At 68.9% G+C, this 22,961-nt stretch carries 25 protein-coding genes; 11 read left to right on the top strand and 14 right to left on the bottom strand.

Translation table 11 applies throughout. The features are described from left to right. The 3 genes from ACOJUF_RS05910 to ACOJUF_RS05900 form a co-directional block, all read left to right on the top strand. Positions 1 to 906 (top strand): hypothetical protein (locus ACOJUF_RS05910; RefSeq protein WP_420120937.1); only part of this gene is annotated, 906 nt, incomplete at its 5' end. Further along, positions 903 to 1,850 carry a hypothetical protein gene (locus ACOJUF_RS05905; RefSeq protein WP_420120936.1) on the top strand — a complete coding sequence of 316 codons (948 nt, stop codon included), beginning with the start codon at positions 903 to 905 and terminating at the stop codon, positions 1,848 to 1,850. The genes ACOJUF_RS05910 and ACOJUF_RS05905, both read left to right, overlap by 4 nt. Positions 1,851 to 1,944: 94 nt before the next feature. Further along, a complete protein-coding gene (locus ACOJUF_RS05900; RefSeq protein WP_420120935.1) occupies positions 1,945 to 2,532 on the top strand; it encodes a dihydrofolate reductase family protein in 588 nt (195 codons plus the stop codon). A gap of 37 nt (positions 2,533 to 2,569) precedes the next feature. On the opposite strand, the gene ACOJUF_RS05895 is transcribed toward ACOJUF_RS05900, so the two are convergent. Both ACOJUF_RS05895 and ACOJUF_RS05890 read right to left on the bottom strand, forming a co-directional pair. Next, positions 2,570 to 2,860, bottom strand: coding sequence for a hypothetical protein (locus tag ACOJUF_RS05895; RefSeq protein WP_420120934.1), 291 nt, complete (start codon positions 2,858 to 2,860; stop codon positions 2,570 to 2,572). A 73-nt stretch (positions 2,861 to 2,933) separates the two neighbouring features. Next, positions 2,934 to 4,790 carry a type IV secretory system conjugative DNA transfer family protein gene (locus ACOJUF_RS05890; protein WP_420120933.1) on the bottom strand — a complete coding sequence of 619 codons (1,857 nt, stop codon included), beginning with the start codon at positions 4,788 to 4,790 and terminating at the stop codon, positions 2,934 to 2,936. A gap of 404 nt (positions 4,791 to 5,194) precedes the next feature. Here ACOJUF_RS05890 and ACOJUF_RS05885 point away from each other — a divergent pair, with 404 nt between their 5' ends. The 6 genes from ACOJUF_RS05885 (at position 5,195) to ACOJUF_RS05860 (ending at position 7,412) form a co-directional block, all read left to right on the top strand. After that, a complete protein-coding gene (locus tag ACOJUF_RS05885) occupies positions 5,195 to 5,446 on the top strand; it encodes a hypothetical protein (protein ID WP_420120932.1) in 252 nt (83 codons plus the stop codon). Positions 5,447 to 5,534: 88 nt separating this feature from the next. Further along, a complete protein-coding gene (locus ACOJUF_RS05880; protein WP_420120931.1) occupies positions 5,535 to 5,771 on the top strand; it encodes a hypothetical protein in 237 nt (78 codons plus the stop codon). Next, positions 5,771 to 6,241 (top strand): hypothetical protein, encoded by a 471-nt coding sequence (locus tag ACOJUF_RS05875; RefSeq protein WP_420120930.1) that lies wholly within the window; start codon positions 5,771 to 5,773, stop codon positions 6,239 to 6,241. The genes ACOJUF_RS05880 and ACOJUF_RS05875 overlap by 1 nt, the downstream gene beginning before the upstream one ends. Next, positions 6,238 to 6,834, top strand: coding sequence for a hypothetical protein (locus ACOJUF_RS05870; protein ID WP_420120929.1), 597 nt, complete (start codon positions 6,238 to 6,240; stop codon positions 6,832 to 6,834). The genes ACOJUF_RS05875 and ACOJUF_RS05870 overlap by 4 nt, the downstream gene beginning before the upstream one ends. 109 nt (positions 6,835 to 6,943) lie before the next feature. Then, complete coding sequence (locus tag ACOJUF_RS05865; RefSeq protein WP_420120928.1) at positions 6,944 to 7,228, top strand: hypothetical protein; 285 nt, start codon at positions 6,944 to 6,946, stop codon at positions 7,226 to 7,228. After that, positions 7,212 to 7,412, top strand: coding sequence for a hypothetical protein (locus ACOJUF_RS05860; protein WP_420120927.1), 201 nt, complete (start codon positions 7,212 to 7,214; stop codon positions 7,410 to 7,412). Before ACOJUF_RS05865 ends, ACOJUF_RS05860 begins: the two co-directional genes overlap by 17 nt. Positions 7,413 to 7,418: 6 nt before the next feature. On the opposite strand, the gene ACOJUF_RS05855 is transcribed toward ACOJUF_RS05860, so the two are convergent. The 8 genes from ACOJUF_RS05855 to ACOJUF_RS05820 are packed head-to-tail and all read right to left on the bottom strand — an operon-like array spanning position 7,419 to position 15,583. Continuing rightward, complete coding sequence (locus tag ACOJUF_RS05855; protein ID WP_420120926.1) at positions 7,419 to 8,177, bottom strand: hypothetical protein; 759 nt, start codon at positions 8,175 to 8,177, stop codon at positions 7,419 to 7,421. Positions 8,178 to 8,184: 7 nt separating this feature from the next. Then, positions 8,185 to 9,714, bottom strand: coding sequence for an ATP-binding protein (locus ACOJUF_RS05850; protein ID WP_420120925.1), 1,530 nt, complete (start codon positions 9,712 to 9,714; stop codon positions 8,185 to 8,187). A 2-nt stretch (positions 9,715 to 9,716) separates the two neighbouring features. Further along, a complete protein-coding gene (locus ACOJUF_RS05845) occupies positions 9,717 to 11,180 on the bottom strand; it encodes an SCO6880 family protein (protein ID WP_420120924.1) in 1,464 nt (487 codons plus the stop codon). Next, entirely contained in the window at positions 11,177 to 12,631 is a 1,455-nt protein-coding gene (locus tag ACOJUF_RS05840; RefSeq protein WP_420120923.1) for a hypothetical protein, read from the bottom strand. Before ACOJUF_RS05840 ends, ACOJUF_RS05845 begins: the two co-directional genes overlap by 4 nt. Positions 12,632 to 12,665: 34 nt before the next feature. Next, the gene (locus tag ACOJUF_RS05835) at positions 12,666 to 13,409 is read right to left on the bottom strand and encodes a DUF6112 family protein (protein ID WP_420120922.1); all 744 of its coding nucleotides are present in this window, start codon (positions 13,407 to 13,409) and stop codon (positions 12,666 to 12,668) included. After that, entirely contained in the window at positions 13,406 to 14,572 is a 1,167-nt protein-coding gene (locus ACOJUF_RS05830; RefSeq protein WP_420120921.1) for a M15 family metallopeptidase, read from the bottom strand. The genes ACOJUF_RS05835 and ACOJUF_RS05830 overlap by 4 nt, the downstream gene beginning before the upstream one ends. Then, positions 14,569 to 15,276, bottom strand: coding sequence for a hypothetical protein (locus ACOJUF_RS05825; RefSeq protein ID WP_420120920.1), 708 nt, complete (start codon positions 15,274 to 15,276; stop codon positions 14,569 to 14,571). Before ACOJUF_RS05825 ends, ACOJUF_RS05830 begins: the two co-directional genes overlap by 4 nt. 10 nt (positions 15,277 to 15,286) lie before the next feature. Next, the gene (locus ACOJUF_RS05820; protein WP_420120919.1) at positions 15,287 to 15,583 is read right to left on the bottom strand and encodes a DUF6112 family protein; all 297 of its coding nucleotides are present in this window, start codon (positions 15,581 to 15,583) and stop codon (positions 15,287 to 15,289) included. 621 nt (positions 15,584 to 16,204) lie between these two features. Here ACOJUF_RS05820 and ACOJUF_RS05815 point away from each other — a divergent pair. Next, on the top strand, positions 16,205 to 18,322 hold the full coding sequence (locus tag ACOJUF_RS05815; protein WP_420120918.1) for a KAP family NTPase: 2,118 nt from the start codon (positions 16,205 to 16,207) through the stop codon (positions 18,320 to 18,322). A 573-nt stretch (positions 18,323 to 18,895) separates the two neighbouring features. On the opposite strand, the gene ACOJUF_RS05810 is transcribed toward ACOJUF_RS05815, so the two are convergent. The 3 genes from ACOJUF_RS05810 to ACOJUF_RS05800 form a co-directional block, all read right to left on the bottom strand. Beyond that, positions 18,896 to 19,810 (bottom strand): helix-turn-helix domain-containing protein, encoded by a 915-nt coding sequence (locus ACOJUF_RS05810; protein WP_420120917.1) that lies wholly within the window; start codon positions 19,808 to 19,810, stop codon positions 18,896 to 18,898. Beyond that, positions 19,810 to 20,484 carry a hypothetical protein gene (locus tag ACOJUF_RS05805; RefSeq protein ID WP_420120916.1) on the bottom strand — a complete coding sequence of 225 codons (675 nt, stop codon included), beginning with the start codon at positions 20,482 to 20,484 and terminating at the stop codon, positions 19,810 to 19,812. Before ACOJUF_RS05805 ends, ACOJUF_RS05810 begins: the two co-directional genes overlap by 1 nt. Positions 20,485 to 21,053: 569 nt before the next feature. Next, positions 21,054 to 21,284: a hypothetical protein gene (locus tag ACOJUF_RS05800; RefSeq protein ID WP_420120915.1), complete on the bottom strand. Its 231-nt coding sequence runs from the start codon at positions 21,282 to 21,284 to the stop codon at positions 21,054 to 21,056. A 265-nt stretch (positions 21,285 to 21,549) separates the two neighbouring features. On the opposite strand from ACOJUF_RS05800, the gene ACOJUF_RS05795 reads away from it, so the two are divergent. Next, positions 21,550 to 22,440, top strand: a complete 891-nt coding sequence (locus tag ACOJUF_RS05795; RefSeq protein ID WP_420120914.1) for an alpha/beta hydrolase fold domain-containing protein — start codon at positions 21,550 to 21,552, stop codon at positions 22,438 to 22,440. Positions 22,441 to 22,734: 294 nt separating this feature from the next. Here ACOJUF_RS05795 and ACOJUF_RS05790 read toward each other — a convergent pair whose 3' ends face one another. Continuing rightward, positions 22,735 to 22,908, bottom strand: a complete 174-nt coding sequence (locus tag ACOJUF_RS05790; RefSeq protein ID WP_420120913.1) for a hypothetical protein — start codon at positions 22,906 to 22,908, stop codon at positions 22,735 to 22,737. Positions 22,909 to 22,961 lie beyond the last annotated feature (53 nt).

Genomic DNA, 22,961 nt, shown 5'->3' with positions numbered 1-22,961 from the left:
TTCACCGCCTACGTCCTGCAGTCGCTCCGCGAGGACTACCGGCTCCGCCCCGACGAAGCCGAGCGGGCCGTCAGCTTGTTCCTGCAGCGCAAGACCGCCTGGTCCACCCCCGACCAGGCCGCGTTCGAGGCCTACCGCTGGTGGACCCCAACCGTCGAACCGACCGTCGTCCTGGCCCGCGAAGCCGAACAACGCGCCCACGCCCAACGATCCGGCCGCACCGATGGGTCGGGGCAGGTAAACCGGCAGGTCGGCGACGACCTCGACCGGCCCCGCACCGAGGCCGTGCAAGCCGACCTGGTAGCGACCGAATCCGCGTTGGCGATGATCCGAGACCAAGGCCACCGCAACGAGTTCACCACCGACCAGGTCGAACTCGCACACCAGCTCCGGCTGGTGCTGGACGAGTCCCCGGTGTGGGACTCGATCACCGCCAACGACCCCGAGCCGGCGAACCCGCCGGAGCCGGCCGCACTGGAGCCGGCCCTGCGACCGGAGACCGTGCGGGCCGGCGACGACTGGGACGACATCATCGGCTTGGACGCCTCGTTCGCGGGCCGCACCGTCACCGTCCTGCGCCCGCCCGGGCAGATCGGCCCGTTCAGCTACGTGTTCCTGGCCGATACGCCCGGCACCCGCCACACGAAGCACGGCGCCGACACGCAGACCCTGGGCATGATCGCTGCCGGCGACGGGGAACCCGACCCGGCGCGGGTCGCCGGGTACGACGACCTGGGCCAGCAGGTCCGCCGGCACCTCATCGGGCTCGTCGACGCGGTCGCCGAAGCCCGCGAGCTCCGCCAGGAACAGGAAGGTCGACGGTTGCACGCCGCTCAGGCCAGCCTCGGCTCGCTCGCCGAAGCGGCCTACCGGCGGCCACAGCCGGCCCGCGGGACTAGCCGGTGAGCCAACCGGCGTTCGACCCGAGCATGTTCGGGGGTCAGCCCGGCACACCTCCCGTCCCGATGGTGGTGTGCTGGGACGACCTGTCCCCCGACGAGTACACCCACGAGCTGACCGAACTGGCCGATTGGATCGCCTGGTTCCGGGTCACCTTCCGGATCCCGGCCACGGTGATCCCGCCCTGCTGGTTCACCCACCCCGGGATCAGGGAGGACATCGGCCACCTGTGGACCGGGTGGCTGCTCACTCGGCACCCCGACGCCGGCGTCGGCATGATCGGCCTCGACTGGGACCAACGCCGGGAGGCCGCCATCAGCCGGCTCCGCGAGGCCACCGCCATCACCGGCTGCACCGCCACCCGCCACCAGGCCGAACCCGAACCCCCACCGGCAATGCCGGCCTTCGCCGAACAGCTATGGCAGGACCACCTCGACACCCAGACCCGGGAACGCGTCCACGCGGTCGCCCGGCAGGCGGCCGTCGACCAGGCCGTCGAGATCCTGCAGGCCGCCGAGCTGCGCCACGAGCTGGCGCCGGCGATCCTCGCCGAGGTCGCCGACAATGCCGCCAACGCCGGCGACGACGACCGCACCGAGGTCGCCGGGCGCCTGCATCAGCTCGCCAAGGACGCCCTCGATCGCGCCGCCCAATCCGCCCTGGATGCCGCCCGAACCGTCCTCGACGCCCAACAGCACACCGACCGCGAAGGCCTCGTCGCCCAGGCCCGGGACGACCTGGCCCACCGGTTCGCCACGGCCACTCCCGCCGACCCGGCGCCGCCCGCGTCCGACGAATTCGCCCAGCGGTGGCTCGATGCCCTCGAGAAGCTCCTGCCTGCCGCGATTGCCGCGGACCGGGCCACGGCAGCGGCGAACGCCCGCACCGCCGCGGTCGATCAACGCGTCGCCCGGCGTCGCCGCTCCGACATCGACGACCTGCTGCCGTAGCCGCGTCCACCGGTCCGGGATCAGGTGTTGCATTCTGCAACACCTGAACCCGACTCGCCGATGAGTTCCGGCCGGCGGCCGGGTCAGCACCTGCATGACCGCGACCTACACGTTCGACGTGTTCACCAGCCTCGACGGCCACGCTTCCTACGGACCGCCCGGCGACTGGGGCGGCTATTGGGGCAAGCACGGTCCCGAGTTCCTCGACCAGCGCCTGAAGGCCTACGACGGACAGCAGCGGATGGTCTTCGGGGCCACCACATTCGGCCTCTTCCTACAGATGCTGCCGACGATGGGCGACGACCGTGACCCGTGGATCGACCGGATGGTCAGCTTGCCCACCACCGTCATCTCATCGACGCTGCGCGGCCCTCTCGACTGGCCCGACGCCACCGTGGCCTGCGGTGACGCCGTGGATGTCGTCCGCCGCATAAAGGACGAGTCGGATGTGCCGATCCGCTCGCACGGAAGCCTGAGGTTGAACCGCGCGCTGATGGCCGCCGGCCTGGTCGACCGGATCCAGATCACCGTCTTCCCGGTAATCTGCGCCCAGACCGGCGACGAGCCGATCTTTACCGGGGCCGGCGACTTCGACCTCGACCTGCTGCAGACCCGCACCTACGACGGCCGCATCCAGGAACTGGTCTACCGGCCCACCCTTCGCACCTGGCCGACCGGCTGAACGTCGCTCACCAATTCCCTCCCCGATCTTCACCACGTCAGCGGCCCGGATCGCGTCGCATCGCCTGCACCAGAATGACTGTCGCGGCTCGGCGACCCAGGCGACGCAGGTGGGGTGTCGCGTCCCAGGCGGCGTGGATACGCGCGTGGTGCGAACGGCACAGAGCGGTGATGTCCTCGTGCTTTTCGTTTCCGAGGCGCCCGTAATCCATGTGGTGCAGCTCGACCGGACGGCCGCCGCAGACGATGCAGGCGGCGAATTGGTGGGTCCGTGCCCAATGTTCCCGGAACCAGCGCTTCTTGCGGTTCACCCAGGCCGGGCTGTTCATGTAGTCGGCGTACCAGCCGCGGCGAGCCCATCGGCTGGACGTCCACGCCGACCCGGGCCGGGGCGGCCGCATGTCAGGTCTCCTCGACCGGTTCAACGACCACCGGCCCGGCGGCGGCGGTTCCGCTGATCCTGGATTCGATCCCGGCCCGGCCCGCCAGCAGCGTCTTGCGGTCCTTGCGGCGGTAGTACGCGGTCATCCGCACCAGCATCGGATCCAGGCCCTTGTAGAACATCAACATCGTGCCTTCGGGCAGGCCACGGATCTCCCCGGTGGTCAGCACCGCCCGGGTCCGGGTCTGCTCGCTGTAGGACCGGCCGGACCCGAGACCGAGCAGGCCGCCGTCCTTGCCGGTGGAGGCCTGCCAGGACGTTTCGTCGCGGTCGCCGGCGATCGCGGCGAAGTCCCGCAGGTTCTCCGCATCGGTCACGCCGCCGAGGATGCCGGTGATGGTCGCCGAATCCCAGATCGCTTTCGCCGCGTCGCTGCCCCAGGAGCGGGCCATCTGCGCCCGCGACTGGATCACCGCAATCGTCACCACCCCGGAACCCCCGTACGCCGACACATAGGTCGGCAACGCCGGCAGCGGTGCCCAGTTCGCGATCTCGTCCAACACCAAGGTGAGCGGCGGATCCAAGCGTGACTTCGGTGAGTGATCGGCCAGGTCCTTGGCGGTACGGGTGATGTCGGCGACCAGGCACTGCAGCAGTCGGGACGCGGGGTCGTCCGCCTCGGCCAGCAGATACAGCGTGCCCCGGTCGGCGAGAAACGCCGTCGGGTCGAAGTTCTCCCCGGGGCGGGGGTCGAACCGGCGCCGCACCGAGTACAGGTCCAACCCGGCTAGGGCCTTGCCGACGCCGGCCCACACGTTGCCGCGGAACTTATCGTCGCCCTCGACGACCTGGGCCAGGGTGTCCGCCCATCCCGGTTCAACCTGCTGCCCGGTGCCGGTGTCGCGGCCGTCCAGGTCCTGCAGCACCGCGAGGGCGGACCGGGCCGCTGTGGCGGACTGCGACCACCGCCACAGGTCGTCGATGCCAGTGCCCGACCAGGCCGCGGCATGCAGCAGGGTCTTGATGACCTTCTCGGTCCAGCCCTGCCAGAACGAGGCGTCCTCCACACCGCTTGAGGAGCCGGCGGCCAGGACATGGGCGCGGGCGGCGGCGACCCGGCCGTCGCGGCAGCCCTGGATCGGGGACCAGCGCACGATCTCCGGTAGGCCGTCCATCGACCCGTCGGTCGCGATCACCGCCACCGGACCAACCGTGCGGCGGTGGGTGATGGTGACCGACAGGCCGTCCGGGCGGGTGGAGGTCGCCACCACCGCACCGGGGGCATCGAGGATGCGGTTGTTCACCACGTACACGCCCTTACCCGCACCGGACGGCCCGAGCAGGACGACGGAGTCCCGGACACTGGTCCAGACCCCGATACCGCGGGCGGTGCCCCAGCACCACCCCAACTCCCTCGGGCCGATTCGGCCGGCCAGGGTGGGACGGAGTTCGGGGGCGCTGCGCCGCAACCGTTTCGGACCGACCGTAGCCTTGATGTCGCGGGAGGTCGCCATGCCTGGGCGGGTGGCCATCTCCGAGAGCCGGCCCCGCAACCGCACCCGTCCGCGAACCTTGGCGAACCCGACGGCGCCGAGGGCGAGGAGCAGACCCGTGACGGTGGTCGTGATCCACCAGTAGGCCGCCGGGTCCGGCAGAGGCGAATCCCAGGCCGCAGACGGGTTGTCGCGGTCCGCGAGCAGCGCCCGGGCGCCGGCGGTCATCGGGCCGGCGGCGAAGCCGTTGCCGGTGATCAGGCTCGCGACCTGCCCACCCACCCAGAGCAGCAGGCCACCGATGCCGACCAGCAGGACGACTCCGACGAGCAGCCGGTCCAGGTCGGCGGAGCGGTGCGGGGTCTTGGTCTTCGAGGTCAGCACACCTGGTAGTGACGTCGAGCGTCGGCGAGCAACCGACCTGCGACGTCCAGCGGCCAGAGGTGGCGCAGGGGACCGAACTGCCTGATGGACAGGCCGCGGGAGCGGCCTGACAGTTGGGGTCGCCCAGTGGGGCTCCCCGCCCTCCCGGCGGGCCGACCTGGCGGTCGATCGTACGGGGCCGAGTCAAGGGCTACGGCGGCGTCGTTCGCCACCGATCCGCCCGGGCGAATCCGCTCCCCCGCTCCGCTCCTCCGCACATCCACACCGGCCGGACCAGTCGCGCCCATCGCCGCGCCTTCGGCCCCTTGCCTCGACCCCCGATCACAGCCGTGATCGGCCCGCCGGAAGAACGGCTGGCCCCGAAAAGGCTCTGCCCACAAGTACTCCACCAGACGGGACGAGACATGACCGCCAGCCAGCACCACGAGCCGACCGACTACCGCACCGTCCGGATCCCGGGCAGCGCCGACCACGCCGGCCAACACCTGATCACGCTCACCCTGCGGTGGGTCTGCCGAACCTGCAGCGGACCCCGCGGCGACATCACCCCAGCGATCTCCTACGAGGGGTCCCGTCGCCTCGCGTGCGACGGCTGGACGAACCCGTGCGGCCACATCGATTTCTACGCCGACGTCCGCGCCGAGGCCGGCCCCTGAAACGCGCGCCGCAACGGCGGCCGGGGGCAACAGCTCCCGCCGATTCCCCGCACCACACAGCGACAACCGACGATCAGGAGGAAGCGTCATGGGTTACCTCGTCCGCACCATCACGGCCATGCAGCTGCAGTTGGGGGACGTCGTCATCCCCGACACAGGTCCCCGTCGGCACGTCACCCTGCACCGGCTGCAGGGTGCGCGTCCTGTCGTGGCGGTGCAGTTCGCCGAGATCCCCGGCGCGACCAGCTACTACCCGCCGACCATGCCCCTGCTCATCGAGATCCCCGACGCCACCACGTCGCTGCCCGCCGGCCGGAGCCTGTGATGACCGGCGACGTCGAACGGCATCACGCCCAGCTGCGCGCCTGGGCCAAGGGCATCTACGGCCTGGAGGCCGCAACCGAACTGCTCATCCGCGGCTTCGACGGCCGGTTCGCCGACCCAGGCTGCCCGTGGGTGCACCCCACCGGGTCCGGCCACTGGATCGACTTCGACGCCATCCCCGCCCAGATGGGTGCACTGTCCGGCGGTGAGCAACGGTTCCTGCAGATCGCCGCCTCCCTGTCCGGCAACGACACCCAGGTCAACCTGGGCGGCGCGCTGGCCGGTCTGGACCGCACTCATCTGCATCTGGTGCTGGCCGGGGTCGCGCACGCCTCCGGCACGCACGAGCAGAAGCAGCTGACCGTGCGGGCCGACGGCACGGTCGCGTTCGCCCGGCCCGGCGCGATCTACCGGTGGGACCAGACCGAACCAGCCGAGACTGCCTGCCATCCAGGCGGGATCGGCCGATGAGCGTCCACCAAGGACGAGACCCGCTCGCCGCGGCGGTCCGCCGGGCCACCCAGACGAGGGCCGAGAAGCCGCCCAGCGCCGGCCAGCAGATCCTGGCCACCGTCGACATCGCCGGCGAACAACAATTGACCCTGGATACCCACGGATCCGGCAACCGCAAGGACTGGGGCGGTCACATCGCGGTCTCCACCGACAACCTGCTGATCTACCTGCACGACCAGCTCGCCGCCCGCCAGTACGCCGAAGCGTGGATCGACTCCTGGTACAACGCCTCCCGACTGCCCAAGACCGTCACCACCGGGCCAGCGGATCACGGACCGGTCATGATGGTCCGCGCCCACGGCACCGACACCGTCGACCACGTCTTCGACGCCACCCAGAATCTGGCCATCATCCGCATCGGCGGCCTGACCTGGCGGATCCACGACCAGGCGGCCTGGGCCACCACCGAACGCAAGTGGCGGGAGCTGTCCGCGCTCGCGCCGTTGGTCCTGCCCGTGAACCGCTACCAGGCGGCAAAACCCCGGGCCACCAAGGACTACGAACAGCGACCCGCCTGGGCCGAGATCCGCGGACCGCGACCCACCCTGTGACTTCCAGCCCGGTTCGAGTTCCTGGCACCCGGCGTGAGTTGTCCACATCGCTCCGGATCCATCCACAACTTTCCCGCCCTTCACCGCACACCGCTCGAAGGAGCCGACAGTGAACCCCATGTACACGATCACCATCACGGTGCTGGGCACCGACGCCGAGACATCCCTCCGGGAGGACGTCCAGTCCACTATGGATGTCCTGCGCGACGGCCTGGACCAGTGGGTCGAGCCGGGACGCAAGGTGCGGTGGGAGATCCGTTGCCCCAGCGGCCGGGTCACCGCCGGGCAGATCACCGTCTACGACCCGGGAAACACCGTGCGGGACGTGCACCGGCACCTGCAGACCGTCCGGCAGGTCCTGACCGAGGAGGCCACCGATGCCGCACGCACCTGACACCACCACCCGCGGATGGACGATCGCCCGCTACGTCGGCAACGGCGTCCTGATCGTGCTGGGCACCGCCGCCGCGGCGGTCGTCCTGTACTTCCTCGTGGTCATCGGATCGCTGCTCCTGGGTCTGGTGCTGGGCCTGTGGCTGGCCCGGGTGGCCGCCCGGATGATGTCCGGCATGTACTGACCGCGGTCAGACTTCGCCCGTCGATGGAGCCGACCAGAGTTCGGTGAGTTCCTCGATCCGGGCGGTGAGCCTGCCGTCGAGCAGGTGCGTGCGTCCGAGAGTGACCGGTCCGTGGTTGTTCTCGCTGCGGCCGAGCCCGACGGTGCCGTCGTCGCACCGGTACAGGGTGACATACTCGCCCCAGCTGAGCCGGTGCGTCTCAAAGTCGGTGGGGCGGGTGATGTCGGCGCCGTCGCCGATCACCGTATGCCCGCCGATCCGCAACGCCCCGCTGATGCTGGCGTCGCCGCAGACCATGGCGTGGCCGCCGACCTGCGTCCGCCCGCTCACCCAGGCCTGCCCCGTGACCATCGCGTGGCCGTGGATCCAGGCGTGGCCGTCGACGACGGCACCCGCGGTGACGGTGGCGTCGCCGAAGACCTGGGCGTGGCCGGCGACGCTCGCCCGGCCGGAGACGACGGCCCGGCCGAACACCCAGGCATCCCCGTCGATGATGGATTCTTCGATGGCGGCGGCCCACCCGGAGAGCACAGCCCGGCTCTGCAGGCGGGCGGTGCCGCCGAGCATGCCGTGCTCGACCAGCTGCGCCCGCCCGGCGATGGTGACCGCGCCGAGCGCGACCGCACTGCCCCCGACGACGGCCTGGTCGGTGATGACGGCGCCGGCGGTCACCCGGGCCATGGCGGCAATAGAAGTCCGGTCGTCGCTGGACGTCGCGGCCCGGTTCGGAGTACGGTGAGCGAGTTGCGCGATTGTCTTGAACATGTTGTCCTCACAGGGCTTTCGACATGTTGGTCATGCGCTGGTCGGTGTTGAACATCTGCTTTTCGCGGTCGGACAGGATGGTCTGTACTCGGAACGATTTTGTGGGGAGTTTCCAGAGGGCTTCGCCGACGCCGGCGCCGGCGACGACTTCCCGTTCGGCCTGGGTGAGAGCGAGATCGGCGGTGGCGCGGTCGAGTTCACCGGGGGCCTGCCGGAACACCACCCTCGTGTCACACAACGACAGGAGCCCTTGGGCCTTTTTGACGGCGGCGGAATCGGCGTGGCCGACCTTGTCCGGGTCGGACAGGGCGTGCATGGCCAGGATGTTCGCGATGCCGTAATGCCGGGACAGCCGCAGGTCGGCGTTCATCCGGTCCAGCTGCGCCTCCCCGCTGATGATCCGCCACGCCTCGTCGTACACGAACAATCGTTGCCCGAACGCCGGATCCGACATCGTCGACCCGACCCACGCCGAGCAGCACAGCATCACCAGCGACTGCAGCAGGTCGTCATCCCCCAACGCCGCCGAGCCGAGGGCGATCATCGGCGCCAACGGGTCGAACCGCACCGTCGACGGCCCGTCGAACAGGCCGCCCAGGTGACCGTTGATCAACGACGACAACACCGCATACACCGGCTGCCCACGGCGCCGCAGCAACTCCGCGTCATACCCCGCAGCCTTGGCCCGGTCCGGGTCCGGTGCCGCGAGGTGATGCGCGACGTCCGGCAGGGTCGGGGTGCCCGAATGTTGGACGGCAGCGGCCAGCGCCAGGTCGAGGGCAGCGACAGCGAGGGGTTCCAGCGGTGCGATCGCGGGGGCGGCGGTGGCGACCAGGGCAATGAGCAGCTTCTGCCGGCGGGACCACACCTCGGAATGCCACATCGCCGGGTCTTTCCCTGCCGGCTTGACACCACCGTCCAGCGGGTTGAGCCGGGCGGGTAGGCCGCGGCCCAGGCGGATGCCCTGCCCGCCGAGGGCGATGGCCAGGCGGAGCCAGTCGTCCTTGGGGTCGCCGGGGACGACGATGCGGCGGCCGAACGGCAGGTTCCGTACGGCCAGGGCCATCGCGGTGTTCGTCTTTCCCCAGCCGATGTTGCCGACCATCATGATGTTCGTGTTCGACACCAACCTCGGGCGCCGGTTGTACAGGTCGAACCCGCAGTAGCAGAACGACGCCCCCGAGTACGAGTCCCGGCCCACGTAGACACCGGCGGAACCGAGGCCGCCGTCGGCCAGGAACGGGTACACGTGCGACAGGTTCGCCGTCGTCGCCCGATGCTTGCGCAGCTTCAGCCCGTGGGTGGTGCGGCCGGCCCAGGGCCGCTTCTCTCCCGACTTCGGGGTGCGGGACCGGTACTCCGCCTTCCGCGCGGCGATCTCCGCCGCCTTCGCCGCGGCCGCCCGGTCCTGCTGCTCCCGGACCAACTGGTCCGCGGCGGCGCGCCAATCCCGTCTGGCGGTGCGCCGGTCCTGGCGCTTCGCGTCGTCGGGCAGGTAGCCGCCGGAATGCGCGGTGATCGTGTCATTTTCGCGCATGGTCAGAATCCTCGGGTGAGTGGGAGTGCGGCGGCGGCGAAGGCCTGCATCTGCTGCCCGGCCAGCACCCGGGCCTCGCAGCCGGCCTGGATAGCGGCCTGCCGCACCGCCCCCACCGCCAACGTCAACTGATCCAACGTCGAAGCGGACACGACGAGCAGGCCCGCGTAGCCGATGTCGCCGTGGCCGGCGTTGATCTCGGCCTCCCGCTGCAACGTGTCCGCGAGTTCGTCGGTGTCGGCGAGGTTCTCCACCTGGCCCAGGCGGTGCCGGTCGTGCGCGTTGGAGATCAGCTCGGTCTTGTCGTGCTGGACCTGCTTGAGCGCCTTCCCGGTCGGGACGGGTTCGTATATCAGGCTCAACCGGCGGTCGATCCCCGGCGTCAGCACCAACGGCGCCAGGAACGTCGGATACACCAGGCTGCGCGGCCATTCGATCAGCCACAGCACGCAGTGGTAGGCGGTGTCGGTGCGCAGGTAGTCCCAGTGTTCCTGCACCGCCAACGGTCCCGCCGAAGAGAGGTCGCGGCCGGCGGTGGGGCGGTAGTCCAGCATCGGGCGTATCGCCGGGTCGTACGCGCACCGCAACTCATACGCCAACTCGGCCGGGGTGAGCCAGCCTTCGACGGCCAGGCTGGACGCGGCCAGCGCGGCTTCGACGACCCGCCGCTGCCCGGCCAGGACCTTCAGGGCGCCGGTGTGCCCGCCGCCGGACTTCCGCACCAGGCCCCGGCACCGTTTCGAGTCCAGTGTCAGCGCGAGCAGGACGTCGCTGCGGGACGAGGCGGGGCCGGCCAAATCCATCAGGTCCCGGTAGTTCTCCGCCGCCCACGATGAGAGGTCCTGCCCGTGCGCGTGGGTCGCGTGGTAGTCGCGCAGGCCGTCGCCGGAGTCCGGGACGCACTGTTCCAGCACCTGGATGCGGCTGATCAGGTTGGACTGGCAGATCCCGGCCAGCACCCGCCCCCACCCGTTGACCTGGGCGTCCTGGGTTTCCGGGTCCAGCAGCAGGAACGCCGGCGCCCGCAACCGCAGCACCGCGGTGTACCCGCCGGACCACGGGTCGTGCACGGTCACCGACCCATCGGGTGCGGTCAGGGTGATCAGCCGGGCTTCCTGCCCGGGTAGCGCGAGCCGCCCCGCCGTGCGGGGGGTGGCGGTGGCGCGGAACCCGTTCTGCCGGGTCCGGCGGCGCCGCCAGTAGTGCCACAGGATCGGCGACCACTCGACCAGCGGAAACCCGTCGTATCTCACCAACGCCAGCCCGGTGAGCGGACCGCCGACCAGCAGCCCCACCCAGAACGCCGCGCTAATCCCCAGCATCGGGACACAGGCGGCGACCAGCAGGATCGCGACCATCAGCGTGATGGCCTGCGGCGCGGTCAGGTTCAGGATCAGGCCGCGGCGGGACCGCCGCGCCAACCGGGCGGTCCGCGGCGTGCTCGTGGGCTTCTCGGTGGTGGTCATGCTCGGGTGCCTCCGGGAGTCGGGGTCAGGATCGGCGTCGACGACGGGCTGGTGGTCAGCAGCCGGCGGGAGCCGTCGACCTGCTGCGGGCCCAACAGCCCCTGGGTTTCGGCGACCAGGAACATCCGCTCGGCCTGCGACTGCGGGATCGCCAACGCCTGCGCGGCGCCGGCCGGGTGCACCGTCGGGTGATGCCCACCCGCCTGGGACTGCTGGTTGAAGTGCTCCCGCATCCGCGGCCACTGCACCCCGTCCGGAGACTCCCCGACCGGGGATCCGGTCGCGGCCGCCGGCGACGAACCCACCGGCTCGACCTCACTCAGAGCGGCCGGCGCCGGCCCGTCACCGCCAGTCGCCGAAGGCGAGGCGGTTCCGGATCCGTTTGCGCCCGAGGCGGTCCCGTCCGTACCTGCCTTGCCGGCTCCAGCGCCGGCCGCGGCGGTCGGTCGTCCGCCGACGGCCGATGCGGGGCTGGTCGGCTGGTTGGCCTTACCGCCGGTGGCGGCTTTGCCGGCGAGCCAGCCGCCGACCGCACCCGCGCCGCCGGCCAGGGCGGCGGTGCCGTGCCGGGTCATCCCCACCCCACGGCTCGCGTTTCGCAGGGCGGCGGCGGTGCCGGTGGAGTTCGCGGCGGTGATCTGCTCCGAGGCGAAGTGCACGAACTGCAGCACCGCCAACGGACTGAACGCGGCCAGCAGCACCCATACCGACCCCAACAGGGCATCGGAGATGTCCCCGGTGACCGACGACGCGACCGCACTGTAGGCGAGGGTCAGGATCGCGCAGATGACAAATTTCGAGAGGGCCAGCGCGAAGACCAGCTCGGCCCATTTGACGGCCCAGGACTTGGTTTTCCCGTAGGCCAGGCCGGCCATCGCGAACGGCGCGAACACCATCGTCGCGATGATCATCGCCTTCCGCAGGAACAGGATGACGATGATCGTCGCCCACGCCAGGGTCCCGAACGCCGCCAGCAACGTCACGACCAGCCACCCGGAGCCTTCGATGGCGCCTTGCATCGCGAACGCCTTCTTGATGCCGTCCTGCGCCGCGGCCTGCGCCCCGCCGAGGAGGTAGTTGGAGAACTGGTCCACGATCAGCAGCAGGCCGGCGGTCAGCACCGCGCACGCCGACCCCAGGAACAAGCCCAGGGCGCTGCCCCATACCGCCCGCCACAGCCCGGACGGGGACCGGGCCAGCATCGCGGTCACCACCTGGAACACGAACAACAGGCCCACGACCGGCAGGACCAGGTACCGCATCATGCTCAGCACGTCCTGCAGCCAGTCCGCGCCCAGGTTGATCCGCAGCCCGGAGTTGATCTGGTCGATCGCCTTGAGCATCATCCACTGGTTCGCGTTCACCGCGCCGGCGGCGATCCGCTTGAGCACGTCGTCCGAGGCGTCGGACAACCAGTCCTGCACCCCATCCGCCGCCACCATCGTGGTCACGAGAGCTCCTTTGTCGTCATCGGTTCAGGGTGGGTCATTGGAAGGTGCCGCATTCGTTCCACTCCGCCAGCCCGGCCCCGTTTTCCAGCAGGGCGACGACCACGGCCTTCTTGTTCGCGTTGTCCCGCAACGCCACCCACGCCGACCGCATATCCGCCGACGGGTCCAGGGTGCGGTGGGTGTCGTTGCCGCCCCACGGGTTCGGGTTCCGGATGAAGTCCTCGGCCAGGTCCTGGTTCAGCTTGTCCAGGTCCCCCGGCCCGTAGTCCCACGCCGCGTACACCATCCCGGTGTCCTGCCGGCAGGAGAAGTAGTTGCGGGGGCAGTCGCCGCCCTGCCCGGCGCGGCTGCTCGCGCACGACCGCGCCCGCTCCGCCAGCCCACCATCCGTGCTCAGCGGTGGCAGGCCGTCCTTGGCCCGGACCGCGTTGATGTTCCCCGTCCACCGGTCGGACAGGTCGATGAACTCCCACTGCGCCGGCGTCTGCGGCGCGTCCTGGATGCCGTAGTCCTTGGGGTCGCCGGCGAACGCGGAGGCCTGACCGTCTGTCCAGTGCACGTACGTGACACCGCCGCCCAGCAGCAGCGCGGCGGCCAGGCTCACCGCCACACCGGTCCGCGCCCTCGAGACGACAGCGCCGTTCGCGGCCAGCGAACCGATTGCCCACGTCGCCGCACACACGACCACCGCCGCGACCGCCAGGACCAACGCGAACAGCACGCCCTGGTTGATCCACCCGGTGATCGCCTCGGTGCCCGATTGAGGTTGCCAATTCATGAGATCGCCCCGTACTCCCAATGCCACGGTTCAGGTTTCGACCCGCCAGGTTGCGCCCACGGCGGATGGACCCAGCCGAACCGGCCCGCGTTGGCGGTCAGCCAGTCGAACGCCGCCCCGCTGCCGCTGTTGACGGCGCAGCAGGCGCCGATATCCACAGCCTTGGCCCACCCGTGGTTGCTCGTTCCCGGGTCGGCGCACAGGCTGCCCTTCTCCGCCCGGCAGGCGACCTGCTCGTCGTAGGAGCGGTAGCCGTCGGTGATCCCGATGTCCTGCCCGAACACCGCCTTGAACGCCGTGTTCAGCTGGTCGAACGCCGCCGCCGCCCGGCACTCCAACAACAGTGCAGGTGCGGACGGCACCGGGCACAACGCCGACGCCGGAATCCGCCCGTTCTGATACCCGCCCCACGCCGCCGACCCACCACCGCCGGTGGCGGCGACCTGGGCGACCGACGCCGACCCGCACCCCGGAGCCGCCGCCGCAGCGGCTGAGGGTTCGCCGGCACTGGTAGTGCTGAGGTCGGTGACGATTCCGGTGGCCTGCCGGTACATGTCGCGGTAGATGCCACCGTCCGACGACGGCGAACCCTGCACCGTCTGCGCCGCGTTCCACGGCGGCATGCCCTGCCACCCCGGCACCTGGACCAGCCGGTCGAAGAACTTCCCCGCCGCCGTGGCCGGGTCGATCAGCTCCGCCGGCGTGCCCCAGCCGGTCATCGGCCGCTGCTGGAACAAACCGATCGAGTCCAGGTTGTTCCCGACCCGATCATGCGGAAACGCCAGGGATTCCCGGGCCACCGCCCGTTCAGTGTCGTTGAGCTGCCGGCCCTCCGCCGACCCGACCAGGGTCGAGGTGCCGTCGTTCGCGTAGTTGAACAGCGTCGACTCCGCCAGGGGGACGGAGACCCCGATCGCCGCCCCGGTCGAACCGAGGCCGCGGGCCAGCGCGACGCCGATGATGATTCTCGCGTTGCGTTCCTGCGCCGCATCCAGGGCGCCGCCGGTGCTGCCCGTCACCGGCACACACGCCGACCCGCCCGGCACGGCCACGGACGTGTCCGGCTGCGCCACCGCGGCGACCGTCACGACCGCGGCCATCGCCACCAGCAGGACGACCGTGGCCGGCGCGATCAACTGGACCTTGCGGACGGTCGAGATCATTTCGACCCCAACGCGTCCTGCAGGTGCGCCGGCAGCACCCCGTCCAACGTGCAGAACGTCGTCGCCGGCGGGCACGCCACCGTCAACCCCAACTGCACCGGCACGACCATGGGCGGGCCGCCCTTGGTGGTGATGGTCTGCTCACCGGTGACGTCGATCCCGTACACCCCGGGCGACGCACCGATCCCGGCCAGCCGGTTGGCCGCCCACACCGACACCTCGATGTCGGTCAGCTCCACCGTCACCGTGGTTCGGTTCTTCCGCATTGAGTCCAGCGCCGACCCGGACGAAGTCAGCGCCGCGAGATCCTGCGCCAGCCGGGCCTGGTCCCCGTACGGGGCGGGCGCCGACGCGAACAGCAGATCTTGGTTCCGGGCGTCGAAGTCCGTGGACGGGTCGTACGCCCACAGCGCCGTCGCGACCAGACGAGCGAACTCGAGATGGTTGGTCTGCCCACCGATGAGCACGGAGTCCGGCCGGCCGCCCGGCAACATCACCGACGAACTCGTCGACACCGGCGCGGTGGACGCAACCACCGCCTGCCGCGACGACCGCGCTGGCGTGATGACCGACGCACGACTTGCCGACGAATCATCCGATGACAACGCCACCAGCGCAGTCACCACGACCAGGCCGGCCAGGCCAAGCCCGGCGGTCACCAGCAGCCACCGCCGGCGCCCGTTCGGGCGCTCGGGAGTCAACATCGCCGCGGCCTCAGACCGACACGAACGAAGCGGCCGGCTCCAACAGGTGCGTCACCGCCGCCGGCGCCGACACCGTCTCGCCGATCCCGTGGAACCACCCCACCAGGTAAGCGGCGCCGCCGACGAGCAGCGCCGCCACAAGGGCGACGATCAACGTCGTCTTGCCCCGCGACGAATGCTGCGGATTGTGACCGAACGCGCCCACCGCCCACAGGATCGCGCCGATCAGGAACGCGGCGACGCAAGCGACCAAGGCGTACGGGATCAGGCCGAGCACCAGGCCCTTGAACGTCGCCAGACCCGGCAACGTCGTCTCCGTCGCGCCGGTCAGCGGATTGCTCCCGCCAGCCGGCGCGGGCGCCGGTGTCGCCGGCGCGGAGGTGTCATCAGGGGCGGACAGGACTCGTAGCATGAGCAGGCTCCCACAGGTTCGGCCGGATCAGCCGGCGACGGATGCATCACCTACCTGTGCTGAGTGGATCCGCGAGCTATAAACCACGTGTAGACCACCCGAGGTCAATGCTCATACGCACCACGAACGCAAGCTCCGCCAAGCTCCGCACCACGGTTCATCCGTGGCGGGCGCGGAACCACAAACCAAGGTCTACAAACACGGTCGAACGGCACCCAAACAATGTGGTTCCATCGGAGAGTGATCGACATCGACTTCGGCCGACTGCCCGCCCGCAGCCCGGGCTGGACAGCGCTTGACGCAAGGGCAGCCGCCTGGGCCGATTGCCTTCAACACTTCTACCTCGGGCTGAAACCTGGCGTCGATCGAGACGCCAGGCAGACGTGGCAGCTAAGAGCATTTGGTCGCGCCATCGAGCGGGATGCGCCCAGTCCAGCACGCAAGGTAGCCCAAAAGACAGATAGCTCGGTCAGTCTCAGATATGGTAACTTCGCTGCATAAGGCGGGAATGAAACTGTGACGGCAAACTGGAATGACGACCCAATCCATAACAAGGCCGAGGATGGGCTCGGTCGAGCACCTTACGCAGAAAAGGCCGCCCACCTGATCCGGAATAGCCATTCATGGGACTCTAGCGTCGTCTTCGGACTCACGGGACCCTGGGGCAGCGGGAAAAGCTCGCTCATAGCAATGATTGTCGAGAGCCTCCGACAGCAGGATCAGGACTGGTGTGTCGCAAGGTTCACACCATGGTCGACAAGTGACACTGCGGGACTCTTGAGCGAATTCTACTCATGCCTATCCGAGGCAGTCCCTCGCAAGCGCGGAAAAACGTTTCGAAGGGCACTTGGAACGCTGGCTCAAGTATCAGCCCCGACAGCAACACTTATTCCGTTCGCAGGCGGATCTGTTGCCGAAGCCATCAAGGCCGGCGGCAAGATCCTGACGGATTCGCCCCCTTGGGAGAAGGCGTTCGCAGAAGCAGCGGCAACCCTTCGCGATATCCAGACTCCCGTTCTCATCGTGGCGGATGATATTGATCGTCTGCAAATTGAGGAATTACTTGGCCTCCTGAAGGTCGTTCGACTTCTTGGTAGATTCCCGGGCGTTCAGTATCTGCTTGCATACGATGAAGGGACGATCTTTCGCGCCTTACGAGCAAGTTTGAACGACGACATCAAGGCTGCTCAGCAATTCATGGAGAAGATTGTCCAATATCCGCTGGTCGTGCCACCCCTACTTGGATATCAACTGATTAAGCGCCTTGAGGAGGGCATTGATGCAGCCCTTCGGGCTGCAGGACGTCAAGAAGTCACTTCGCGCAGGATCTCTGCGGTAGCAGATGTATTGCGCAATCAGCTCACGACGCCAAGGGCGATCGACCGGTTCATTGCCCAACTGCGTCATCACCTTCCGATGGTTGACGTTGGCGAGATTGATGACGTGGACGTCACGCTCCTCACCCTCCTTCGTGTCGCGTTCCCGAGCGTCTACGCACAACTTCCCCAGTGGAAGCCAGTGCTGCTCAGCGGACATGCAGGAAAGCTGATATATGCCAGCGGGGGGCCCACCTTCGAGCCTGCTGACATCGAGCCGTTAATCGCGGACGTGGATTCTTCGAGTCACAATGATGCAAAGTCCCTCCTAAAGGAATTGTTCCCTAAGCTGCGAGCAAAGAATGACTTCGGCTTGGTCTCTGATTCAGAAAGCTTTCGCGTCTGCAATGAAGACTACTTCGATAGATACTTCGCCATGTCGATTCCGGCACATGATGTCTCCGACCGCGCGGTTCAAGATGCGGTACTTCACGCTTTATCAGGCGACGGGGGCTACCTACGAAGTAGGCTCCTCGATCCAGAAGAGGGAAAGGTCTATCTCGCGATCTCCAAAGGTGCCGCAAGCAGCCTCCCAACCGACCGGACGGCCGAAGAGCGGCTGGCCCTTATCCGAATCCTGATCCAGTGCATTCCAGAGATGGGCCAAGAATACGGTCTTGTTTTCAATGCTCGGGACGGCCTAGTCAATTGGGCGGCAGACTTAATTGCAGGCCTCGAATCGACCAATTCCGCGGAGGAGTTGGTACGCGAACTCGCGGTCCTTCCCACTTCATCAGCACTGGACTTGTGGGATAGTGTTTCACGGCGACAACATCTCGCCGCGAGCACGAAGGATTGGGTTCAATCCGTCAATCGAACTTTGATCGATCGCGCAATCGCCGCTTTCATGGAAAGTCTGCTCTTGGGTGACTCGGCTCCTTTCGACGAACCGGTCGGGCGCTACCTGCACTTCGCCTTGACGCACGGCGCTGTTATCGAATTGCGTACACGATTGGGTCAGGCAGTGGAATCGGTTGGCGCGGGGATGTCGGACCTGGCGGTGCGGATGGTCGGCCTAGGGAGCTACACCTCGCGCACTTCCGGCTGGAGGATGACCGAATTCTACAATGATTGGTGGGATGCTTTGGCTCCCGAGGGTGACGATCCCATCTATCATTCAGAGATCGATCCCACAGTCAATGTCCATCTTATTACATGGGAGAACAGGAGACTCTTCATTAAAGGTCGGGTTAGACGGCCTCAGCGCAGCGACGCGACCGACTCCACCCCTCCTCCTTCTGGCGAGCCGACCGAATAGGTGCTCCATTCGATCAAGAACGGCTAGTAGCCGCTCGCCGCCGGACCTCTGCGATGTTGAGGTCCTGATTGATGTTCTCGTCAGCGAGGAAGCGCGGACTCACGAGTCAAGTCGGGCCAGCAGCCTGGCGCGCAGGCCCTCCGACGGATCGATCTCCTCGATCCTGGATCGGATCTCGGCCCTCTCGTTCCTGCTCCGCCAGGTGAATGCTTCCACCTCCGCGCGATGACGCAGGTAGGAGGAGAAGATCGCATATACATCGGGCCAAGGACACGGCCTGGTAGGGCCTGGTAGGCGTCATGAATCGACTCGGGAGTCTTCTCCCGCTTGAAGTCGGCCACCAGGACATCGAGGGAGATGCGCGTGCCGGGCGCCATCAACCGGCCGGCCAGGTCTCGGGCCAGTGGAACCGGCCCGGGCGCGATTGCCGCATCAGATGCGGCGGACACCTCCCTGCCCCGACCAAGAGTATCGAGCTATGCAACTGCGCCAAGGATTGTTCCCAGGTGCTGCCCGGTGAGACGGCGTCGTCGGACGACGCCTTTCAACTTCGCATCGGGCGCGAAACCCAGATCACCTCGTCGGTGCGATCCTTTCGAGCCGATCGGCCAGGGAGCCGATCGCCGCGGCCTGGACCCGAAGGTGTTCGACCAGTTCGCGGATGCCGGCCGCAAGCTCAGCCGGCCCCGCTGCCACATCGGAGACCTCGATCTCGTCGACCAGTTCGGGCAGCATGGCCAGTTCGTCGACCAGGCAGACCGCTCGTGTCACAGAGTCCAGGATCGTCGCAGCCTGTACCTCGTCGGCGGTGGTTGACTGCGGAGACGAATCTGCGCCAGTGTCGTCGGGGCGATCCGCCTTGACCTCCACCATTTCCCCACGTTGCCGGTCATCCACCGACGCACCAGACCTGCCATCCCGGCGCTCCGGCCGCGGGCCAAGCCCCTGCGCAAACAGGTCCCACGGACACTCGTCTGGGTCCCCGTCGTGGACCTCGCCGCAGATCGCGCAAGGCGTTGCCGTTGGCCGGCGCCGGCGCGGGTACTGCTTGCCATCACGCCCGCGGATCGGCGCGGCCTCGTCGGCCCCGTCACGTTCTGCCCGGCCGGCCGGGTCGGTCCCGCCCAGCGCCCGGTGCACCGTCGCCACGTCGACGCCCAGGACCTTCGCGATCGCCCGCAGCGACATCTGCGCCCGCGACAACGACCGCACCACTGCGCCTCGCTCCTGACGCGGAACGGTGAGCCGCAGGTCGCTCAGGCGGTCGTCGACGTACTCGTCCCAGGTCTCGTAGCCCAGCGCGATGTGCGCGCGGCCCTGGTAGGCGATGGCGATGTACTCCCACGCCCGTTCCATCATCGACCGGATCTGCAGGGTCACCTGCTCGGCGCCGGCCGGCGACATGTCGAAAAACCCGGCATCCGCATCGACGTCGACGCCCTCATCGGCACCGAAGGCGTCCGGCCCGTCGACGGAGTGCAGGGCCATCACGCCGCCCGCTTCCGACCCGTCCGAACCGGACGCCCCTCGACGGCCGCCCGGACCACGCGCATCAGCTCCAGGTTGGCGCGAACGCCGGCCGCGCCCAAGGCATCGATCTGCATCGCGGCCCCGGTCGCCCGCGCCTCAGGACGACACCCCGGCCCCGACCCCAACGTCAACAGCTCCAGCGCCGACCACGTCGCCGCCGGCACCCCCGTCCGGTGCGCGGCCATCGTCGACCGACACCGCCGGGACGTGCTCGCCGCGCCGGCCGCAGACGCCATCACCGCATCAAGAGGGGGGACCGGCCACGACCAGCCCTCCATCGCCAGCACCGCCGCCACGGTCCGCATCCAGGCCGGCGCCGCGGGCCGACTCGACCCACCGGTTTCGACCACCTGCGATTCCTCGTCGAGGCCAGTGACGGCATGCACGTCGGCGCGACGGACCGCGCCGATCAGACCCCGGGTCGACGCCGACCCCATGCACGTCTGCGCGGCCGCCGCCTCCGCCGCGTACGCCCGGCGGACCGCGACCCGCAGCAGCCCGGGCGCGTCGGCGAAACGGCCCGCACGCACGAGCCGATCCAACTGCTCCCACACCTCGGACAGTCCCTCGTCGGTCAGCCAGCCGGCCCTGCGGGTCCAGTGCATCGCCTCCCGCCGGCACGCGGACCGCATGATGCCGACCGCCCGTCGGCCCGCGTCGCCGCCCCATCCCTCGTCGGCGACCGCCGCCAAGAGCCCACTCAGGTCGTCACCCGAACGAGCCTCACCGCATTCGTCCATTGTCGTCTGTGCACGATCAGCCGCGGACATCAGCGTCGCCCGGTGGCATACTTGAAGGCGCCGTGAGGGTCTGCGGAACTGCTGCCGAAGTGGTTGCGATCCCAGGGGTCCGGAAGCGAACTTGATAGCAGCAGTTGACAGCAATAGGTGCCGATTTCGACACATCCTGCCCGACACCGGCAGACACGTCGCCGCACGTCAGAGACCCTGCGACACAGGCTGATTGACCTCCGCCGGGACTACGGATCAGAAGGTTGGGGGTTCGAATCCCTCCGGGCGCGCAGTGTTTGCGCAGGTCAGAAGCCATGTAGTTGATCCCTGGTGATCTTGCTGGCCGTTTAGACAGCAGCATTTGACAGCAGCGGCGTCCTACCGCAGCGTTCGGTCGAGTTCAGCGCGGCGGGACCGACGCGCCAACCGCGCCGTCCGCGGCGCACTCGTGGTCTTGCTCTCGGTGGTCGTCATCCGCGGGAACCTCCAGCAGTCAGGATCGGCGTCGACGGTGGGCTGGTCGTGAGCAGCCGGCGGGAACCGTCGACCTGCTGCGGACTCAGCACACCTTGGGTCTCGGCGACCAGGAACATCCGGTCCGCCTGCGACCGCGGGATCGCCAACGCCTGCGCCGCACCAGCTGGATGCACCAACGGGTGGTCCCCACCCTCCTGCGCCTCTCGGTTCAAGTACTCGTTCATCCGCGGCCACTGCACCCCGTCCGGCGACTCCCCGGCCACCGGGGCACCGGTCGCCGCCGTCGCCGACGGACCCGCCGGCTCCACCCCGACATCCGAGGTGGACGGATCGTCGCCGGACTGTGCGCCGGTGGTCGACCGTCCGGATCCGGCTGCCCCGGATGGAGTTCCACCCGCGGACGGCTTCCCGGCCGCTGAGCCGGCGCCGGCTGGTCGTCCACCGACGGCCGCGGCCGGACTCGCCGGCGGGTGCGCCTCCCCTCCACCGGTGGAAACGGCACCCCTGCCGCCCGCGCGGCCCGCCGCCGGTGGGGTCCGGATGCTCGCGGGAGTTCCCTGCGGCAGCCTGCCCGGCGCCCGACCCCTCGAGCTGGACCTGTGGCTCCCACCCGCCAGCACCACACTGCACCCGTTGGTGATCTTCTTTCACGGCGGCGGATGGCGCCTGGGCAGTCGGCACACAATAGGCCCGGCCTACGCCGGCGCCTCGCCGAATCCCTTCGAGATGGTCGCTCAAGCCGGCATTGCAGTGGCCAGCGTGGACTACCGGCTCTCCGGCGAGGCGGTCTTCCCCGCCCAGCTGCACGACGCGAATGCCGCAGTCCGGTGGCTGCGGGCCCGGGCCACCGAACTCGGCGTCGACCCGGACCGGATCGCCGCCTGGGGCGAATCGGCCGGCGGGCACCTCGCCGAACTACTCGGCCTGGCCGGGGCTGCTCTGGACGGCGAAGTCGGAGCGACCGGACCGGCTACCCACGTCAGTGCGGTCGTCGCATGGTACGGGCCCAGCGATCTGGCTGCGGTCGCCACCGACGCCCACGCCGACCCGCTCGACGAAACAACCAGGGAGGCAATGCTACTCGGGGCCCCGGCCGTCTCCGTTCCCGAACTGGCCGCCCAGGCCAGCCCGCTCAACCACGTGCACGGCGGAGCGCCCCCGTTCCTGCTGCTGCACGGGCGGGCCGACCGTTTCATTTCCCACCGGCAGAGTGAACGACTGCATGCCGCCCTCGCCGCTAGGGACGTCGACGTCAGCCTCCACCTGTACGACGACGCCGACCACATGTGGCTTGGCTCCCCACCAGCCGCAATCGACGCGCTCCGCCGGACCATCGACTTCCTGGGCCAGCACCTCCGCGCACCGCTCCCAGCGAACTGACGTCCGGCGGGAAGGGACCATCGAGGATCACCCACCGCCTCCGCCGGGCCATCGATTCACCCCGAGGAACGGAATCGAAACGGCCCGTTCCCGGTTGGCCGGTGACCGGGGACGGACCGCCAGACCCGAACTGTGGCCTGGGCGAGCAAGGACGGGGTCCGCCGGTCCACCTTGGCGGCGCGGTCGGAGTCGCAGTCCTCCGCTGACCCCGTCAGCGCGGTAGTCCCTGTGGACGCGGTCGGCCGAACTCTAAGATCCGGGGGCCGAGACGATAGGCCCGGTCCTCGTTTCTGCTCAGGAGCCGCCCAGCGAGGAGTTCGGTGACCAGCCGACAGGTGGTGGACAGCGGTCACCGCAACGCTCGCTGATGGTGACCAGCGGCAGTGCGTCGGGTTCGTCGGTGAACACATCGAGAATGGCGACCACGCGGCCGGTGACCGATGTCGGAGTGCCGAGTGTGCGGGGCATGTACATGATGTCTCTTGGCATGAGCCCGGTTTGGTACAGGTCAGTCTGGAATC

Source organism: Nakamurella sp. (assembly GCF_048594475.1).
Taxonomy (GTDB): Bacteria; Actinomycetota; Actinomycetes; order Mycobacteriales; family Nakamurellaceae; genus Nakamurella.
Note: the sequence above shows the minus strand (reverse complement) of the source record. Positions and strands in the feature narration are given on the sequence as shown.

Excerpts from the sequence above, each read along its gene's own strand:
- ACOJUF_RS05900 (WP_420120935.1), top strand. The coding sequence starts at position 1,945 with ATGACCGCGACCTACACGTTCGACGTGTTCACCAGCCTCGACGGCCAC.
- ACOJUF_RS05895 (WP_420120934.1), bottom strand. The coding sequence starts at position 2,860 with ATGAACAGCCCGGCCTGGGTGAACCGCAAGAAGCGCTGGTTCCGGGAA.
- ACOJUF_RS05885 (WP_420120932.1), top strand. The coding sequence starts at position 5,195 with ATGACCGCCAGCCAGCACCACGAGCCGACCGACTACCGCACCGTCCGG.
- ACOJUF_RS05880 (WP_420120931.1), top strand. The coding sequence starts at position 5,535 with ATGGGTTACCTCGTCCGCACCATCACGGCCATGCAGCTGCAGTTGGGG.
- ACOJUF_RS05875 (WP_420120930.1), top strand. The coding sequence starts at position 5,771 with ATGACCGGCGACGTCGAACGGCATCACGCCCAGCTGCGCGCCTGGGCC.
- ACOJUF_RS05870 (WP_420120929.1), top strand. The coding sequence starts at position 6,238 with ATGAGCGTCCACCAAGGACGAGACCCGCTCGCCGCGGCGGTCCGCCGG.
- ACOJUF_RS05860 (WP_420120927.1), top strand. The coding sequence starts at position 7,212 with ATGCCGCACGCACCTGACACCACCACCCGCGGATGGACGATCGCCCGC.
- ACOJUF_RS05855 (WP_420120926.1), bottom strand. The coding sequence starts at position 8,177 with ATGTTCAAGACAATCGCGCAACTCGCTCACCGTACTCCGAACCGGGCC.
- ACOJUF_RS05850 (WP_420120925.1), bottom strand. The coding sequence starts at position 9,714 with ATGCGCGAAAATGACACGATCACCGCGCATTCCGGCGGCTACCTGCCC.
- ACOJUF_RS05845 (WP_420120924.1), bottom strand. The coding sequence starts at position 11,180 with ATGACCACCACCGAGAAGCCCACGAGCACGCCGCGGACCGCCCGGTTG.
- ACOJUF_RS05835 (WP_420120922.1), bottom strand. The coding sequence starts at position 13,409 with ATGAATTGGCAACCTCAATCGGGCACCGAGGCGATCACCGGGTGGATC.
- ACOJUF_RS05830 (WP_420120921.1), bottom strand. The coding sequence starts at position 14,572 with ATGATCTCGACCGTCCGCAAGGTCCAGTTGATCGCGCCGGCCACGGTC.
- ACOJUF_RS05825 (WP_420120920.1), bottom strand. The coding sequence starts at position 15,276 with ATGTTGACTCCCGAGCGCCCGAACGGGCGCCGGCGGTGGCTGCTGGTG.
- ACOJUF_RS05810 (WP_420120917.1), bottom strand. The coding sequence starts at position 19,810 with ATGGCCCTGCACTCCGTCGACGGGCCGGACGCCTTCGGTGCCGATGAG.
- ACOJUF_RS05805 (WP_420120916.1), bottom strand. The coding sequence starts at position 20,484 with ATGCGGTCCGCGTGCCGGCGGGAGGCGATGCACTGGACCCGCAGGGCC.
- ACOJUF_RS05800 (WP_420120915.1), bottom strand. The coding sequence starts at position 21,284 with ATGAACGAGTACTTGAACCGAGAGGCGCAGGAGGGTGGGGACCACCCG.
- ACOJUF_RS05790 (WP_420120913.1), bottom strand. The coding sequence starts at position 22,908 with ATGCCCCGCACACTCGGCACTCCGACATCGGTCACCGGCCGCGTGGTC.